Annotated in this window: 14 protein-coding genes and 1 tRNA gene; 1 reads left to right on the top strand and 14 read right to left on the bottom strand. The window is 61.5% G+C overall.

Annotated elements, in window-relative coordinates; all coding sequences use genetic code 11:
- The 4 genes from AACH00_RS19685 to rpsL form a co-directional block, all read right to left on the bottom strand.
- Nucleotides 1–119, bottom strand: a 119-nt coding sequence (locus AACH00_RS19685) for a GTP-binding protein (protein WP_341400884.1), incomplete at its 3' end; no start/stop codon positions are given.
- A gap of 154 nt (nucleotides 120–273) precedes the next feature.
- On the bottom strand, nucleotides 274–2,376 hold the full coding sequence (gene fusA, locus AACH00_RS19680; RefSeq protein WP_341400883.1) for an elongation factor G: 2,103 nt from the start codon (nucleotides 2,374–2,376) through the stop codon (nucleotides 274–276).
- Between the two features lie 66 nt (nucleotides 2,377–2,442).
- Nucleotides 2,443–2,913, bottom strand: a complete 471-nt coding sequence (gene rpsG, locus AACH00_RS19675) for a 30S ribosomal protein S7 (RefSeq protein ID WP_341400882.1) — start codon at nucleotides 2,911–2,913, stop codon at nucleotides 2,443–2,445.
- 167 nt (nucleotides 2,914–3,080) lie between these two features.
- Nucleotides 3,081–3,458 carry a 30S ribosomal protein S12 gene (rpsL, locus tag AACH00_RS19670; RefSeq protein WP_341400881.1) on the bottom strand — a complete coding sequence of 126 codons (378 nt, stop codon included), beginning with the start codon at nucleotides 3,456–3,458 and terminating at the stop codon, nucleotides 3,081–3,083.
- A gap of 283 nt (nucleotides 3,459–3,741) precedes the next feature.
- Between rpsL and AACH00_RS19665 the strand changes: the two genes are divergently transcribed.
- Complete coding sequence (locus tag AACH00_RS19665; RefSeq protein WP_341400880.1) at nucleotides 3,742–4,173, top strand: PIN domain-containing protein; 432 nt, start codon at nucleotides 3,742–3,744, stop codon at nucleotides 4,171–4,173.
- A gap of 85 nt (nucleotides 4,174–4,258) precedes the next feature.
- On the opposite strand, the gene rpoC is transcribed toward AACH00_RS19665, so the two are convergent.
- The 10 genes from rpoC to AACH00_RS19615 all read right to left on the bottom strand — a co-directional run.
- The gene (rpoC, locus tag AACH00_RS19660; RefSeq protein ID WP_341400879.1) at nucleotides 4,259–8,482 is read right to left on the bottom strand and encodes a DNA-directed RNA polymerase subunit beta'; all 4,224 of its coding nucleotides are present in this window, start codon (nucleotides 8,480–8,482) and stop codon (nucleotides 4,259–4,261) included.
- Nucleotides 8,483–8,577: 95 nt separating this feature from the next.
- Nucleotides 8,578–12,699 (bottom strand): DNA-directed RNA polymerase subunit beta, encoded by a 4,122-nt coding sequence (rpoB, locus tag AACH00_RS19655; protein ID WP_341400878.1) that lies wholly within the window; start codon nucleotides 12,697–12,699, stop codon nucleotides 8,578–8,580.
- 304 nt (nucleotides 12,700–13,003) lie between these two features.
- The gene (gene rplL / locus AACH00_RS19650) at nucleotides 13,004–13,378 is read right to left on the bottom strand and encodes a 50S ribosomal protein L7/L12 (RefSeq protein ID WP_341400877.1); all 375 of its coding nucleotides are present in this window, start codon (nucleotides 13,376–13,378) and stop codon (nucleotides 13,004–13,006) included.
- 50 nt (nucleotides 13,379–13,428) lie between these two features.
- Nucleotides 13,429–13,962 carry a 50S ribosomal protein L10 gene (rplJ, locus tag AACH00_RS19645; protein WP_341400876.1) on the bottom strand — a complete coding sequence of 178 codons (534 nt, stop codon included), beginning with the start codon at nucleotides 13,960–13,962 and terminating at the stop codon, nucleotides 13,429–13,431.
- Nucleotides 13,963–14,287: 325 nt separating this feature from the next.
- Nucleotides 14,288–14,998: a 50S ribosomal protein L1 gene (rplA, locus tag AACH00_RS19640; protein ID WP_341400875.1), complete on the bottom strand. Its 711-nt coding sequence runs from the start codon at nucleotides 14,996–14,998 to the stop codon at nucleotides 14,288–14,290.
- A gap of 1 nt (nucleotide 14,999) precedes the next feature.
- The gene (gene rplK / locus AACH00_RS19635; RefSeq protein ID WP_341400874.1) at nucleotides 15,000–15,431 is read right to left on the bottom strand and encodes a 50S ribosomal protein L11; all 432 of its coding nucleotides are present in this window, start codon (nucleotides 15,429–15,431) and stop codon (nucleotides 15,000–15,002) included.
- 141 nt (nucleotides 15,432–15,572) lie between these two features.
- Nucleotides 15,573–16,136 (bottom strand): transcription termination/antitermination protein NusG, encoded by a 564-nt coding sequence (gene nusG, locus AACH00_RS19630; protein ID WP_423221968.1) that lies wholly within the window; start codon nucleotides 16,134–16,136, stop codon nucleotides 15,573–15,575.
- Between the two features lie 41 nt (nucleotides 16,137–16,177).
- Nucleotides 16,178–16,564 (bottom strand): preprotein translocase subunit SecE, encoded by a 387-nt coding sequence (secE, locus tag AACH00_RS19625; protein ID WP_341400872.1) that lies wholly within the window; start codon nucleotides 16,562–16,564, stop codon nucleotides 16,178–16,180.
- Between the two features lie 195 nt (nucleotides 16,565–16,759).
- Nucleotides 16,760–16,835 (bottom strand) — tRNA-Trp (locus AACH00_RS19620).
- Between the two features lie 12 nt (nucleotides 16,836–16,847).
- A partial coding sequence (locus AACH00_RS19615) for an EF-Tu C-terminal domain-related protein (protein WP_479723912.1) occupies nucleotides 16,848–16,970 on the bottom strand: 123 nt, incomplete at its 5' end.

The following is a 16,970-nucleotide window of genomic DNA, read 5'->3' as shown; positions in this document are numbered from 1 at the left end:
AACTTTGCCGACAGGATCGTCGTGATCGCAGCCGTCAGCGTCGTCTTGCCATGGTCCACGTGACCGATGGTGCCCACGTTCACGTGCGGCTTGGTACGTTCAAACTTGCCTTTTGCCATTTCAATCTCCAGAGAAAGAACAATGCCCGTGCCTGTTTAAGGTCTCCAGCGCTGGCCTGCCACGGGCAGCCGACCAACCACGTCATGCGTGGCGCCAAAGACCATTTGCGATATGCAAAAAGCCGGACGCCCTTGCGGGGTCCGGCCTTCGAACTTACTTGGCGCGAGCGGTGATGATCGCGTCAGCGACGTTCTTCGGCGCTTCGTTGTAGTGCTTGAATTCCATCGTGTACGTTGCACGGCCTTGAGTGGCCGAGCGCAGCGACGTGGAATAGCCGAACATTTCCGACAGCGGGACTTCGGCCTTGATGACCTTGCCGCCACCGACCATGTCGTCCATGCCCTGCACCAAGCCACGACGGCTGGACAGGTCACCCATCACGGTACCGGCGTAGTCTTCAGGCGTCTCGACTTCCACGGCCATCATCGGCTCGAGGATGACCGGCGAAGCCTTGCGCATACCGTCCTTGAAGCCCATCGAAGCTGCCATCTTGAAGGCGTTTTCGTTGGAGTCCACGTCGTGGTACGAACCGAAGGTCAGCGTGACCTTGACGTCCACCACCGGGAAGCCGGCCAGCACGCCATTCGGCAGCGTGTCGATCAGGCCCTTCTCCACGGCCGGGATGAATTCGCGAGGAACCACACCGCCCTTGATCGCGTCGACGAACTCGAAGCCCTTGCCCGGCTCCATCGGCTCGATCTTGAGCACGACGTGACCGTACTGGCCCTTGCCGCCCGACTGGCGAACGAACTTGCCTTCGACGTCTTCCACCGACTTGCGGATGGTTTCGCGGTAGGCCACCTGCGGCTTGCCGACGTTGGCTTCAACGCCGAACTCACGCTTCATGCGGTCGACGATGATTTCCAGGTGCAGCTCGCCCATGCCCGAAATGATGGTCTGGCCCGATTCTTCGTCGGTGCGGACGCGGAAGGACGGATCCTCTGCAGCCAGACGGCCCAGGGCGATGCCCATCTTTTCCTGGTCAGCCTTGGTCTTCGGCTCAACAGCCTGCGAGATCACCGGCTCAGGGAAGACCATCTTTTCCAGCGTGACGATGGCGTCCGGATCGCACAGAGTTTCGCCCGTGGTCACGTCCTTCAAGCCCACGCAAGCGGCGATGTCACCGGCCAGAATTTCCTTGATTTCTTCACGCTGGTTGGCGTGCATCTGCAGGATTCGGCCGATACGTTCCTTCTTGCCCTTGATCGGGTTGTAGACGCTTGCGCCCGAGGCGAGAACGCCCGAGTACACGCGCACGAAGGTCAGCTGACCAACGAACGGGTCGGTCATCAGCTTGAAGGCCAGCGCAGCGAACTTTTCGCCGTCGTCAGCACGGCGCGACACCGGCTGCTCGTCTTCGTCCGTACCGGTCACCGGGGGAATGTCCACCGGCGAAGGCAGGAAGTCGATCACGGCGTCGAGCATGCGCTGCACGCCCTTGTTCTTGAACGCGGTACCGCACAGCATCGGCTGAATTTCGGTAGCGATCGTGCGGGTGCGGATGGCCAGCTTGATTTCAGCCTCGGTCAGGTCGCCCGACTCGAGGTACTTGTTCATCAGCTCTTCGGTGGCTTCGGCAGCCGCCTCGACCATCTTCTCGCGCCATTCCTGGGCCGTCTCGACCAGATCGGCCGGGATGTCCTGGTAGTCGAACTTCATGCCCTGGGACGCTTCGTCCCAGATGATGGCCTTCATCTTGATGAGGTCGACCACGCCCTTGAAGTTTTCTTCAGCGCCGATCGGAATCACGATGGGCACCGGGTTCGCCTTCAGGCGAGTCTTCATCTGGTCCACGACCTTGAAGAAGTTGGCACCGGTACGGTCCATCTTGTTCACGAAGGCCAGACGCGGCACCTTGTACTTGTTGGCCTGACGCCAGACAGTTTCCGACTGCGGCTGCACGCCACCCACGGCGCAGTAAACCATGCAGGCGCCGTCGAGCACGCGCATCGAACGTTCGACTTCAATGGTGAAGTCCACGTGTCCGGGGGTGTCGATGATGTTGAAGCGATGCTCCGGGTAGGACATTTCCATGCCCTTCCAGAAACAGGTGGTGGCTGCCGAAGTGATCGTGATGCCACGCTCCTGCTCCTGCTCCATCCAGTCCATCGTGGCGGCGCCGTCGTGCACTTCGCCGATCTTGTGGTTCACGCCCGTGTAGAACAGGATCCGTTCGGTCGTGGTGGTTTTGCCGGCGTCGATGTGGGCAGAAATGCCGATGTTGCGATACCGCTCAATGGGGGTCTGACGAGCCATGAGTCACTCCAAATAGGAAGACCGCCAGGGGTTGGTGACAACCCTAGGCGGCCAGATAACAGGGGTTTAGAAGCGGAAGTGCGAGAACGCCTTGTTGGCTTCGGCCATGCGGTGAACTTCGTCACGCTTCTTCATGGCGCCGCCACGGCCTTCCGAGGCCTCCAGCAGTTCATTGGCCAGACGAGCGGCCATCGACTTCTCACCACGCTTGCGCGCAGATTCCTTCAACCAACGCATGGCCAGGGCCATCCGGCGGACGGGGCGAACTTCCACGGGAACTTGGTAGTTCGCACCGCCGACACGGCGGGACTTGACTTCAACCATCGGCTTCACATTGTTCAGCGCGACCATGAAGACTTCCAGCGGATCCTTGGCGGCCTTCTTTTCGACTTGTTCCAGGGCACCGTAGATGATGCGCTCTGCAACAGCCTTCTTGCCCGATTCCATGATCACGTTCATGAACTTGGACAGGTCAACGGAACCGAACTTCGGGTCCGGCAGGATTTCACGCTTGGGTACTTCGCGACGACGAGGCATTTCTCTCTTCCTTCATCTTCAGTTGGCATCGGTTTCCCGACACCCTGAAAGACCACGAGCTAACAGCGGGTCTTTCACTTACTCGGTCAACCGGTTGGTTGAACCGCATTTGCCAGACACGCGACCTTGCAGGCCGGTGGTGACACTCTTTTTTCTCAGCGAGCCAATCAGGCCTTCTTCGGGCGCTTGGCGCCGTACTTGGAGCGAGATTGCTTGCGATCCTTGACGCCTTGCAGGTCAAGCGAGCCACGCACGATGTGGTAGCGAACGCCTGGCAAGTCCTTGACACGGCCGCCGCGCACGAGCACGACACTGTGTTCTTGCAGGTTGTGGCCTTCACCGCCGATGTACGAAATGACTTCGAAACCGTTGGTCAGACGCACCTTGGCAACCTTACGAAGTGCCGAGTTAGGCTTCTTCGGGGTCGTGGTGTAAACGCGGGTGCAAACACCGCGGCGCTGCGGGCAGTTTTGCATCGCAGGCGACTTGGACTTCGTGACCTCGACCTTGCGGCCTTGGCGCACGAGCTGGTTGATGGTTGGCATGGGTAACTTGTTCCCGTTTGAAGTTACAACTGAAAGGGTCTTCTTTTTCTTCTCCGTCGCAGGGTCTGGATGCTTCTCGGGCTTGATGCCAAGAGACCCACTCCACACGACGAACGCCTTGTACCGCGCAGATTCGCGCAGCAAGCAGCACGGCAGAACTTGCCGAAGAGCCGATGATTATATGCACCGGGCAGGAATGTCGCAAGCCGCTGCACAATGCGAGGCTCTGAAGCCTTAAGACGCGACTTTCATTGTGAGCACACACTCTTCCGAATCGGTCGACATGGCGATACTTGACAGCCAAGCCGTGCTCGACTGGCTGTACTTCAATGACCCCACGACGGCACACTGGGAAGCTGCCCGCGCAGCTGGGCAATGGCATTGGGTGGCCAGCTCAGGCATGCGAGACGAGCTTGCGCATGTGCTGGCACGCGGTCTGCCCGTCGGTCGCGGGCTCGACGGCGCCGGCGTGCTGGCGGCCATGGACGCGCGCGTTCGCTGGCTGGAGGCGCCTGCGGCACCGGGTGCAACAGGCCGACTGGTATGCACCGACCGGGACGATCAGAAGTTTCTTGATGCGGGCGTGGCCTGGGGCTGCCGGTGGCTGGTCAGCCGCGACAAGGCGGTGCTGAAATTGGCCGGCAAGGCCAGGCGTCTGCACAACCTGGCCATCGTGCCGCCGCGCCTGTGGGCCTTGCCGGCAGCAAACATCTGACGGAAAGCAGGCACAAAAAAAGGGCGCTCCGAGGAGCGCCCTTTTGCATTCAACGATCAGCCGCCCGTCGACGGCTGCCGCTGATTCAGTTGCCTGATGCGTCGCTGTCGCTGGCGGCGTCCAGCTGTGCCAGCTGCGCGGAAGCCAGTTCCTCGGCTTCCTGCATGGCGATGGCACGACGCTCGGTGTCGTCCATCTCTTCCTTGGCCTTGCGGGCCAGGTGGAAGGCCATGCCGGTACCGGCAGGGATCAGACGACCGACGATGACGTTTTCCTTCAAGCCGCGCAGCTCGTCGCGCTTGCCCATGATGGCAGCCTCGGTCAGCACGCGGGTCGTTTCCTGGAAGGAAGCGGCCGAGATGAAGGAGTCAGTCGACAGCGAGGCCTTGGTGATGCCCAGCAGCACGTCAGCGTAGGTGGCAGGCACCTTGTCTTCAGCGCGCAGACGCTCGTTCGTGTTGAACAGCTCCGAACGCTCGACCTGCTCGCCAACGATGTAGCTGGAGTCGCCCGAGTTGACGATCTGCACACGACGCAGCATCTGGCGAACGATCACCTCGATGTGCTTGTCGTTGATCTTCACGCCCTGCAGACGATAGACGTCCTGCACTTCGTCGACGATGTAGCGCGCCAGCTCTTCGACACCCAGCAGACGCAGGATGTCTTGCGGGTCGGCCGCGCCGTCCACCACCAGTTCGCCCTTGTTGACCACCTGGCCTTCGTGCACCAGGATGTTCTTTTCCTTGGGCACCAGCTCTTCGTGCTTGCCGCCTTCGGGGTCGGTGATTTCCAGGCGAACCTTGCCCTTGGTCTCCTTGCCGAACGAGATCGTGCCGGTGATTTCAGCCAGCGTGCCGACGTCCTTCGGCGAACGGGCTTCGAACAGCTCCGCGACTCGCGGCAGACCGCCGGTAATGTCACGGGTCTTCTGGCCTTCAACCGGGATACGTGCCAGCACTTCGCCCGGGGCGAGGTCTTGGCCGTCGCGGATCTGGATCAGCGAGCCGACCTGGAAGCCGATGGTCACCGAGTGATCGGTACCCGGAATCTTGACTTCGTGGCCTTGCGCGTCGAGCAGCTTGACCTGCGGGCGAATGACCTTGGCAGCGCCGCGGCGCTTCGGGTCGATCACCACCAGGGTGGACAGGCCAGTGACCTCGTCCAGCTGCTTGGCCACCGTCACGCCCTCTTCCACATTCTCGAACTGCGCCTTGCCGGCGAATTCGGTGATGATCGGACGGGTCAGCGGATCCCAGTTCGCCAGGACCGTACCAGCCTTGATCTGCTGGTCAGCCTTGATGTTCAGGATCGCGCCGTACGGCACCTTGTGACGCTCACGCTCGCGACCGTGCTGGTCGGAGATGACGATTTCGCCGGAACGCGAAATCACCACCAACTCGCCCTTGCCGTTGGTCACGTAGCGCATCGTGGCGTTGAAGCCGATGAAACCATCGGACTTCGCGTCCACGCTCGAGGCCACAGCCGCACGCGATGCCGCGCCACCGATGTGGAACGTACGCATGGTCAGCTGGGTGCCTGGCTCACCGATCGACTGTGCAGCGATCACGCCCACAGCTTCACCGGTGTTGACCATGCCACCACGGCCCAGATCGCGGCCATAGCACTTGGCGCACAGACCGAAACGGGTTTCGCAGGTCAGCGGCGTACGCACCTTGACTTCGTCGACGCCGGCGGCTTCGAGGATGTCGAGCTGGTCTTCTTCCAGCATGGTGCCGGCCGGCAGCAGCAGTTCCTGGGTTTCAGGGTGCGTGATTTCAACGGCAGCCACACGACCCAGGATGCGGTCGCGCAGCGATTCGATGACTTCACCACCTTCAACCAGGGCGCGCATGGCAAAGCCGTGCTCGGTGCCGCAGTCTTCCTCGATGACGACCAGATCCTGCGTCACGTCGACCAGACGACGGGTCAGGTAACCCGAGTTCGCGGTCTTCAGTGCCGTGTCGGCCAGGCCCTTACGAGCGCCGTGGGTCGAGATGAAGTACTGCAACACATTCAGACCTTCACGGAAGTTCGCCGTGATGGGGGTCTCAATGATCGAGCCGTCCGGCTTGGCCATCAGGCCCCGCATACCGGCCAGCTGGCGGATCTGCGCTGCAGAACCACGGGCGCCGGAGTCGGCCATCATGTAGATGGAGTTGAACGATTCCTGGTCCACGGTGTTGCCGTGGCGGTCGATGGTCTTCTCCTTGGAGAGCTGACTCATCATGACCTTGCCGACTTCGTCGCCGGTCTTGCCCCAGATGTCCACGACCTTGTTGTAGCGCTCACCGGCGGTCACCAGGCCCGAGACGTACTGCTGCTCGATTTCCTTGACTTCCTTCTCGGCGCGCTCGATCAGGCCTTGCTTCTGCGGCGGCACCAGCATGTCGTCGATGGCGATCGAGATGCCGGCGCGCGTGGCCAGGCGGAAGCCGGACTGCAGCAGCTTGTCCGCGAACACGACCGTTTCCTTCAGACCGCACTTGCGGAACGAGGTGTTGATCAGGCGCGAGATTTCTTTCTTCTTCAGCGCCTTGTTGATGTTCGAGAACGGCAGGCCCTTCGGCAGGATCTCCGACAGCAGGCCACGGCCCACGGTCGTTTCAACCAGCTTGGTTTCCGGCTGGAACTCGCCTTCAGCGTCCTTGACGTATTCGGTCAGGCGGACGTTGATCTTGGCGGTGATTTCCACGGCACCGTTGTCGAGAGCGCGTTGCAGCTCGACGGTGTCGGAGAAGATCATGCCTTCGCCCTTGGCGTTGGTGCGCTCACGGGTGGCGTAGTACAGGCCCAGCACCACGTCTTGAGACGGCACGATCGACGGCTCGCCCGAAGCCGGGAAGAGCACGTTGTTCGAGGCCAGCATCAGGGCGCGGGCTTCCATCTGAGCTTCGATGGACAGCGGCACGTGAACGGCCATCTGGTCACCGTCGAAGTCGGCGTTGAAGGCCGCGCAGACCAGCGGGTGCAGCTGGATGGCCTTGCCTTCGATCAGCACCGGCTCGAAAGCCTGGATGCCGAGTCGGTGCAGCGTAGGCGCACGGTTCAGCATGACCGGGTGTTCCTTGATGACTTCTTCAAGGATGTCCCAGACCACCGGGGTGCCGCTTTCAACTTCCTTCTTCGCCGCCTTGATGGTGGTGGCGATGCCCATGGCTTCCAGGCGCGAGAAGATGAACGGCTTGAACAGCTCAAGCGCCATCAGCTTCGGCAGACCGCACTGGTGCAGCTTCAGGGTCGGGCCGACGGTAATCACCGAACGACCCGAGTAGTCGACGCGCTTGCCCAGCAAGTTCTGACGGAAACGACCGCTCTTGCCCTTGATCATGTCGGCCAGCGACTTCAGGGCACGCTTGTTCGCGCCCGTCATGGCCTTGCCACGACGGCCGTTGTCCAGCAGCGAGTCCACGGCTTCCTGCAGCATGCGCTTTTCGTTGCGCACGATGATTTCAGGGGCCTTCAGCTCGAGCAGACGCGCCAGACGGTTGTTCCGGTTGATGACGCGGCGATACAGGTCGTTCAGGTCGGAGGTCGCGAAACGACCGCCGTCCAGCGGCACCAGCGGACGCAGGTCCGGCGGCAGCACTGGCAGCACGTCCATCACCATCCAGTGCGGCTTGATGCCCGACTTCTTGAAGGCTTCCATCACCTTGAGGCGCTTGGAATTCTTCTTGACCTTCAGCTCGCTGCCGGTCATGTCGTTGCGCAGGCGGTCGATCTCGACGTCGAGATCCATCTCGGCCAGCAGCTTCTGGATGCCTTCGGCGCCCATCAGCGCGATGAATTCGTCGCCGAATTCGGTGCGCTTGGCCTCGTAGTCGTCCTCGGACATGATGCTGAACTTCTTCAGCGGGGTCATGCCCGGGTCCACCACCACGTAGGCTTCAAAGTACAGCACGCGTTCGATGTCGCGCAGGGTCATGTCGAGCACGAGGCCCAGACGCGACGGCAGCGACTTCAGGAACCAGATGTGCGCGCACGGTGCAGCCAGGTCGATGTGACCCATGCGGTCACGGCGAACCTTGGTCTGCGTGACTTCAACGCCGCACTTCTCGCAGATGACACCGCGGTGCTTCAGGCGCTTGTACTTGCCGCACAGGCATTCGTAATCCTTGATCGGGCCAAAGATCTTGGCGCAGAACAGACCATCACGCTCAGGCTTGAACGTGCGGTAGTTGATCGTCTCGGGCTTCTTCACCTCGCCGAAAGACCACGAACGGATCTTCTCGGGCGAAGCCAGCCCGATCTTGATCGCGTCGAAGTGTTCATCCGGGGTGAACTGCTTGAAGAGGTCCAGCAAGCCTTTCATGGCTTTACTCCTTGTTTGGTATTGAGGCAGTCGAAATCGCTAATCAGTGGAAGGCAGGCGACTGGTTCATCCAGCCGCCCTGCCCGGGCCATTGATCAGTTCTTCTCCAGCTCAATATCGATGCCCAGCGAGCGAATTTCCTTGACCAGCACGTTGAACGATTCCGGCATGCCGGCATCGATGGCGTGCTCGCCCTTGACGATGTTTTCGTAGACCTTGGTACGGCCGTTCACGTCGTCGGACTTGACGGTCAGCATTTCCTGCAGCACGTAAGCGGCGCCGTAGGCTTCCAGTGCCCACACTTCCATTTCACCGAAACGCTGGCCACCGAACTGGGCCTTGCCGCCCAGCGGTTGCTGCGTGACCAGCGAGTACGGACCGGTGGAACGGGCGTGCATCTTGTCGTCGACCAAGTGGTGCAGCTTCAGCACGTGCATGTAGCCCACGGTGGTCGGGCGCTCGAAGCGCTCGCCGGTGCGGCCGTCATGCAGGTAAGCCTGGGTGCGGGTCTCGGTCAGGCCCTTGCGAGCCGCGATGTCGTCCGGATAGGCCAGCTTGAGCATGCCGCGGATCTCGGATTCCTTCGCACCGTCGAACACCGGCGTGGCGAAAGGAACACCCTTGGTCAGCTCGCGCGCCATGTCGATGATCTCCTTGTCGGAGAACTCTTCCAGACGCTCAGGCTTGCCGCCCGACTGGTTGTACAGCTCATCGAGGAACTTGCGCAGTTCAGCCACGGCGGACTGTTGCTGCAGCATGTCGCCAATGCGCTGGCCAATGCCCTTGCCGGCCCAGCCCAGGTGAACTTCCAGCACCTGACCCACGTTCATCCGCGAAGGCACGCCCAGCGGGTTCAGAACGATGTCGGCAGGGGTGCCGTCGGCCATGTAGGGCATGTCTTCGATCGGGGTGATCTTGGACACGACGCCCTTGTTGCCGTGACGGCCGGCCATCTTGTCACCAGGCTGCAGGCGACGCTTGACGGCCAGGTAGACCTTGACCATCTTCAGCACGCCAGCAGGCAGCTCGTCGCCTTGCGTCAGCTTCTTGCGCTTTTCTTCGAAAGCCAGGTCGAAGCTGTGACGGGTCTGCTCCAGCGAGTTCTTGATCGACTCCAGCTGGTTGGCGATGTCGTCCTCTGCAGGGCGAACGTCAAACCAGTGGTACTTGTCGATCGAGGCCAGGTAGTCCTTCGACAGCACGGTGCCCTTGGCCAGCTTTTGCGGGCCGCCATTGGCGGTGCGACCGACCAGCAGCTTCTCGATACGATCGAACGCGTCAGCTTCCACGATGCGGAGCTGGTCGTTCAGGTCGAGGCGGAAGCGCTTCAGCTCGTCGTCGATGATCTGCTGGGCGCGCTTGTCGCGCTGGATGCCTTCACGGGTGAAGACCTGGACGTCGATCACGGTACCGTTGGTACCCTGGTCCACGCGCAGCGACGTGTCCTTCACGTCGGAGGCCTTCTCGCCGAAGATGGCGCGCAGCAGCTTCTCTTCCGGCGTCAGCGTGGTCTCGCCCTTCGGCGTGACCTTGCCCACCAGCACGTCGCCCGGCGTCACTTCGGCGCCGATGTAGACGATGCCCGACTCGTCCAGGCGAGACAGTTGCTGCTCGCTCAGGTTCGGGATGTCGCGGGTGATTTCTTCGCTGCCCAGCTTCGTGTCGCGGGCCATGACCACCAGTTCCTCGATGTGGATCGAGGTGTAGCGGTCTTCGGCCACGACGCGCTCAGAAATCAGGATCGAGTCTTCGAAGTTGTAGCCGTTCCAGGGCATGAACGCGACCAGCATGTTCTGGCCCAGAGCCAACTCGCCCAGGTCGGTCGATGCGCCGTCAGCCACCACGTCGCCAGCGCCCACCTTGTCGCCGCGGCGCACGATGGCGCGTTGGTGGATGTTGGTGTTCTGGTTCGAACGCTGATACTTGATCAGGTTGTAGATGTCGACGCCGACTTCACCGGCCACGGTTTCGTCGTCATTGACACGAATCACCACGCGGTTGGTATCGACGTAGTCGACGATGCCGCCGCGACGTGCGGTCACCACGGTGCCCGAGTCGACAGCCGCCACGCGCTCCACGCCCGTACCCACCAGCGCCTTTTCAGGACGCAGGGTCGGCACAGCCTGACGCTGCATGTTGGCGCCCATCAGTGCGCGGTTTGCATCGTCGTGCTCGAGGAACGGCACGAGCGAAGCTGCCACGGAGACGATCTGCGTCGGGGCCACGTCCATGTACTGGATGCGCTCCGGCGAGGTCAGCACGGATTCGCCGTTTTCACGGGCCGAAACCAGCTCGTCGGTCAGCTTGCCAGTGGCGTCCAGCGTCGCATTCGCCTGGGCGATGACGTACTTGCCTTCTTCGATGGCCGACAGGTAATCGATCTTCATCGACACCTGGCCGTCTTCAACGCGGCGATACGGGGTTTCCAGGAAACCGTATTCGTTCAGCTGCGCGTACAGAGCCAGCGAGTTGATCAGACCGATGTTCGGGCCTTCCGGCGTTTCGATCGGGCACACACGGCCGTAGTGGGTCGGGTGCACGTCACGAACTTCGAAGCCGGCGCGCTCGCGGGTCAGACCACCCGGGCCCAGGGCGGAAACACGACGCTTGTGCGTGATTTCCGACAGGGGGTTGGTCTGGTCCATGAACTGCGACAGCTGCGACGCACCGAAGAACTCCTTCAGAGCCGCGGAAATCGGCTTGGAGTTGATCAGGTCGTGCGGCATCAGGGCTTCGGTCTCAGCCTGGCCCAGACGCTCCTTCACGGCCTTCTCGATACGAGCGAGGCCCGAGCGGTACTGGTTTTCGGCCAGTTCGCCCACGCAACGCACACGACGATTGCCCAAGTGGTCGATGTCGTCGACTTCGCCACGGCCGTTGCGCAGCTCAACCAGGATCTTGACCACGTCAAGGATGTCCTCGTTGCTCAGCGTCATCGCGCCTTCCGGCACGTCACGGCCCACGCGGGCGTTGAACTTCATGCGGCCCACGCGCGACAGGTCGTACGTGTCAGCGCTGTAGAACAGACGGTTGAACAGTGCTTCCACCGCGTCTTCGGTCGGCGGCTCGCCCGGACGCATCATGCGGTAGATGGCCACGCGTGCAGCCAGCTGGTCGGCAGTCTCGTCCAGACCCAGGGTCTGGCTGATGTAGGCGCCCTGGTCCAGCTCGTTCGTGAACAGGCACTGGACGTCCTTGATGCCGGCGCCGCGCAGCTTCTTCAGCAGCGTTTCGGTCAGCTCTTCGTTGGCCTTGGCGATGATCTCGCCGGTGTCCGGGTCGACCATGTTGCGAGCCACGACGCGGCCCACCAGGAAGTCTTCCGGCACCGAGATGAACGTCGTGCCGGATTGCTCCAGCTGGCGAACGTGACGTGCGGTGATCCGCTTGTCCTTCTCGACGACGACGACGCCGTCCTTGTCGGTGATGTCGAAACGGGCGACTTCGCCCTTCAGACGATCAGCCACGAATTCCAGCTGTGCGCCGGAATCCATCAGACGGAAGGTGTCGTTGGCGAAGAAGTGCGCCAGGATGCTTTCCGGATTCAGGCCGATGGCCTTCAGCAGGATCGTCACCGGCATCTTGCGACGGCGGTCGACGCGGAAGTACAGGATGTCCTTCGGGTCGAATTCGAAGTCGAGCCACGAACCACGGTACGGGATGATCCGCGCCGAGAACAGCAGCTTGCCCGACGAGTGCGTCTTGCCCTTGTCGTGTTCGAAGAACACGCCAGGCGAGCGGTGCAGCTGGGAGACGATGACACGCTCGGTGCCATTGACGATGAAGGAGCCGTAGTCGGTCATCAGGGGCACTTCGCCCATGTAGACCTCTTGCTCCTTGATCTCCTTGACGACCTTGGCCGGATGCGACTCACGGTCATAGATGATCATCTGCAGCTTCGCGCGGACGGCAGCAGCGTAGGTCAGGCCACGCTGTTGGCATTCACGGGTATCGAAGGCCGGTCGAGCAATGTTGTACTCGATGAACTTCATCTCCACGAACCCGTTGTGCGAAACGATCGGGAAGGCGGAAAGGAAAGCTGCCTGCAGGCCTTCAGGCTTGCGCAGGGCGGGCGGGATCTCCTTCTGGAGAAACGCCACATAGGATTCCCGCTGCATGGTCAGCAGATAGGGAACGTTGAGAACACTCTCACGCTTGCCGAAGCTCTTGCGGATACGCTTGCGCTCGGTGTAGCTGTAGGGGGTTGCTTGCGCCATTGAACACTCCGTAGCGATGAAACACGCCGGGCCGTTGGCGTGAACTTCGCAAGGCGACTGGCTTATGCAGGCTTTGCACCTGAAAGCTTGGTGGTTGGCCACTACCAACCGCTGGCGGACAACCCCGGCATTGCACCGGAGCCCGACCAAACCTGTTCTTCTGCAGTCGGATCAGAGAACACTTGGAAAACCCCCGATTATTGCGCGGGAATCTTCCAGGTGGTCTCGAAGGGGGATTTAACCCTCCAAGCAGAAAAGGCCGGGAGACCTTTCGGTACTCCCAGCCTCCTCGCGGAAGGTCAAATTACTTGACTTCAGCCTTGGCGCCGGCTTCAACCAGCTTCTTGACAGCGGCTTCGGCGTCAGCCTTCGGCACAGCTTCCTTGACGTTCTTCGGAGCACCGTCGACCAGGTCCTTGGCTTCCTTCAGGCCGAGACCCGTCAGTTCGCGCACGGCCTTGATGACGGAGACTTTCTGAGCGCCGGCTTCGACCAGCACGACGTTGAATTCGGTCTTCTCTTCCACTGCAGCAGCAGCGGCGCCGCCACCGGCAGCCGGAGCAGCCATCGAAGCAGCGGACACGCCGAACTTCTCTTCAATTGCCTTGACCAGGTCGTTCAGGTCCATCACGGACATGGTGTCCAGGGCGCTCAGGAAGGCGTCTTTATCGAATGCCATTTTGTTTTCCTCGAAATCAATGATTCAGTGAATAGGGGGTACGGTGCCGATCAGGCAGCCGGGGCTTCTTCGGCCGGAGCTTCAGCAGCGGTTTCACCGCCACCACGCTGTTCGGACAATGCAGCCAAGACGGCGGCCATACGTTGCACCGGCGACAGCAGCAGCCCAGCGATCTGGGACAGCAGCACTTCGCGGCTCGGCACGGAGGCCAAAGCCTTCACGCCATCAACGTTCAGGGCCTTGCCTGCATAGGCGCCACCCTTGATGACCAGCTTGTCGTTGCCCTTGGCAAAGTCAGCGATGACTTTGGCCGCGGCGACAGCGTCTTCGGAAAAGCCGTAGATCAGCGGGCCGACCATGCTCTCCGACGCAACCTCGAACGGGGTGCCGGCGACGGCGCGACGGGCCAGGGAGTTCTTCAGCACGTGAAGATACACACCCTTGGCACGCGCATCGACGCGCAGCTTGTTCAGGTTCTCGACGGTGAGGCCACGGTACTCGGCCAGGGCCAACGTCTGGGACTTGGCAGCTTGCGCCGCCACTTCCTCGATGACGGCCGCCTTCTCGTTGCGGTTGAGACTCAAGGTCTACTCCTCACAAATACGTGCCTTCGCAGTCTTGCGACCACTCCGGCACACCGGGTTTCAGCGACCTTGCCGTTGCGAGCGAGTTTCCCGTTGTGCACTTGCGTGCTTCACTGGATCTTCAATCTTCACGGCGGGGACGCCATCTGCGCTGGCCACTCCCTGCAGCGGACTGCAGGGGGGCGATTAAGGCCTGGAAGTAAAAACCTCTTCGGCCGCCAGCGGTCTTGGATGGCTCCCTGCTGGATTGCTCCTTCAGGGACCCACCAATTTGTCAGGCCCGTGCGTCAAGACGGCCGCACAGGCCTGGAAAGCCTTCAGGCGATCAGGCAGCCGTGGTGGCAGCCGCGACCGAGGCGATTTCGACGCGAGCGCCGACACCCATGGTCGAGGACACAGCCACCTTGCGCAGGTAGATGCCCTTGCTCGAGGCCGGCTTGGCCTTGTTCAGGGCGTCCAGCAGTGCGGCCAGGTTACCGACCAGCTTGTCGTCGTCGAACGAGCGACGGCCGATGGTGCCGTGGATGATGCCGCCCTTGTCGACGCGGAACTGCACCTGACCAGCCTTGGCGTTGCGCACAGCGGTGGCAACGTCAGGGGTCACGGTACCGACCTTCGGGTTAGGCATCAGGCCGCGCGGGCCCAGCACTTGACCCAGGGTACCGACGATACGCATCGTGTCCGGCGAGGCAATGACCACGTCGAAGTTGATGTTGCCAGCCTTGATCGACTCAGCCAGGTCTTCCATGCCGACGATGTCAGCACCGGCGGCCTTGGCTTCATCAGCCTTGGCGCCTTGTGCGAACACGGCGACACGCTTGGTCTTGCCGGTGCCGTTCGGCAGAACGACAGCGCCACGGACGACCTGGTCCGACTTCTTCGGGTCGATGCCCAGCTGCACGGCCACGTCGATGGATTCATCGAACTTGGCGGTAGCGCAGCTCTTGACGAGCACCAGAGCTTCAGCGATCGGATACAGCTTCAGGCTGTCAACCTTGCCTTGCAGGGCCTTGGCCTTCTTGGTCAGCTTTGCCATCTCACACACCCTCCACGATGACACCCATCGAACGGGCGGAACCGGCGATGGTCTTCACTGCGGCATCCATGTCGGCTGCCGTCAGGTCCTTTTGCTTCAGCTTGGCAATGTCTTCCAGCTGTGCGCGGGTGATCTTGCCAACCTTGTTCAGGTGCGGCTTGTCCGAACCCTTGCCCAGACCGATCGCCTTCTTGATCAGCACGGTCGCCGGCGGCGACTTCAGCACGAAGGTGAACGACTTGTCAGCGAAGGCGGTGATCACCACCGGCAGCATCAGACCGGGTTCCATCGAGGAGGTCTGGGCGTTGAACGCCTTGCAGAACTCCATGATGTTCAGGCCGCGCTGGCCCAGTGCCGGGCCGACGGGCGGCGACGGGTTGGCCTTGCCGGCCGGGATTTGCAGCTTGATAAAGCCGACAATCTTCTTTGCCATGATTGGCTCCTCGAGTACTAGCGCCCACACCACCACGGATGGCTGGTGAGCTCCTCGTCAGTTCGACCCGTTCAAATCACAACTGACAGCACCGGGTCGGGCGCGCTGCCAGCCGAAAACTTCCGGCTGAACGGTGAACCGTCAGACCTTCTCGACCTGCGAGAAATCGAGCTCGACCGGCGTGGCACGACCAAAGATCGTGACCGACACGCGAACCTTCGACTTCTCGTAGTTCACTTCCTCGATGGCGCCATTGAAGTCCGTGAACGGGCCTTCCTTGACGCGCACCAGCTCGCCCACCATCCACTCGACCTTCGGCCGTGGCTTCTCGATGCCTTCTTGCATCTGGTTGACGATCTTCATCACTTCGGCTTCCGAGATCGGGGCCGGGCGATTGCGCGCACCGCCGACGAAACCGGTGACCTTGCTGGTGTGCTTGACCAAGTGCCAGGACTCATCGTCCATCACCATTTCGACCAGGACATAGCCAGGGAAGAAACGACGCTCGGTGACCGACTTCTTGCCGTTCTTGAGCTCAACCACTTCCTCGGTCGGAACCAGGATGCGGCCAAACTTGTCTTGCATGCCGGCGCGCTCGATCCGCTCGCGGATGTTGCGCTCGACGGCCTTTTCCATGCCCGAATAGGCATGCACCACATACCAGCGCAGGTTGCTGGCTGCCGGCGTGCCGGTGTCGGTGGTCATGGATTCGCTCATGTTCTGAAGCCTTTGTTGGTTTGTTCGGGTCAGCGCTTCCAGCCGAGGATCAGGTCGTACAGGACCCATTCGAGGGTCTTGTCGGTCGCCCACAGGAACAGGGCCATCAGCACGACGAACGCGAACACGTACGCCGTCATCTGACCGGCTTCCTTGGGAGCAGGCCAGACCACCTTCTTGACCTCGCGCACAGACTCATGGCCGTAGGCGATGAGCTGACGTCCGCTTTCCGAGCTGAAGTAGACAGCCACGGCCGCCACCAGACCGACCAGCAGGGCGATCACGCGGAGCCACATGGCCTGCTGGCCCAGCAGATAGAAAGCAACGATCGACGCCAGCACCAGCACGGCGGCCGCGGCCAGCTTGGCCTTGTCAGCGCCGGTGGACACGGTTTCGACTTGAGTAGAAGAGGACATTGCTTTCACTTCAGGACCAGGACGTTGGCTGGCCAAGGCGGCCCAACCGACGATACAAAATGATCAAGCCCACCAGCAGCAAAGCCCGCCGGGCTGTCGCGCCTGCGGGCTGGCTGTCGGGATGCTCGGCAATCTCGTCAGATTGCGTTGCTGACATCAAACCTTGTCGCCAGCTTCAAATGCCAGCACCAAGGTTGGCAGGGGCAGTAGGAATCGAACCTACAACCTTCGGTTTTGGAGACCGACGCTCTGCCAATTGAGCTATACCCCTGTGGCTTCTTACTTAGGCGATGATCTTGGCAACCACGCCGGCGCCGACGGTACGGCCGCCTTCACGGATGGCGAAGCGCAGGCCTTCTTCCATGGCGATCGGGGCGATCAGCTTCACGGTGATGCTGACGTTGTC

The organism is Ideonella margarita (assembly GCF_038066635.1).
Classification (GTDB): domain Bacteria; phylum Pseudomonadota; class Gammaproteobacteria; order Burkholderiales; family Burkholderiaceae_C; genus Ideonella; species Ideonella margarita.
This window is presented reverse-complemented; position numbering and strand designations above follow the sequence as displayed.

Coding starts and splice junctions, on each gene's coding strand:
- rplL (WP_341400877.1), bottom strand. CDS start 13,378: ATGGCATTCGATAAAGACGCCTTCCTGAGCGCCCTGGACACCATGTCC.
- rpoC (WP_341400879.1), bottom strand. CDS start 8,482: ATGAAAGGCTTGCTGGACCTCTTCAAGCAGTTCACCCCGGATGAACAC.
- fusA (WP_341400883.1), bottom strand. CDS start 2,376: ATGGCTCGTCAGACCCCCATTGAGCGGTATCGCAACATCGGCATTTCT.
- secE (WP_341400872.1), bottom strand. CDS start 16,564: ATGTCCTCTTCTACTCAAGTCGAAACCGTGTCCACCGGCGCTGACAAG.
- nusG (WP_423221968.1), bottom strand. CDS start 16,136: ATGACCACCGACACCGGCACGCCGGCAGCCAGCAACCTGCGCTGGTAT.
- rpsG (WP_341400882.1), bottom strand. CDS start 2,913: ATGCCTCGTCGTCGCGAAGTACCCAAGCGTGAAATCCTGCCGGACCCG.
- rplK (WP_341400874.1), bottom strand. CDS start 15,431: ATGGCAAAGAAGATTGTCGGCTTTATCAAGCTGCAAATCCCGGCCGGC.
- rpsL (WP_341400881.1), bottom strand. CDS start 3,458: ATGCCAACCATCAACCAGCTCGTGCGCCAAGGCCGCAAGGTCGAGGTC.
- AACH00_RS19665 (WP_341400880.1), top strand. CDS start 3,742: ATGGCGATACTTGACAGCCAAGCCGTGCTCGACTGGCTGTACTTCAAT.
- rpoB (WP_341400878.1), bottom strand. CDS start 12,699: ATGGCGCAAGCAACCCCCTACAGCTACACCGAGCGCAAGCGTATCCGC.
- rplA (WP_341400875.1), bottom strand. CDS start 14,998: ATGGCAAAGCTGACCAAGAAGGCCAAGGCCCTGCAAGGCAAGGTTGAC.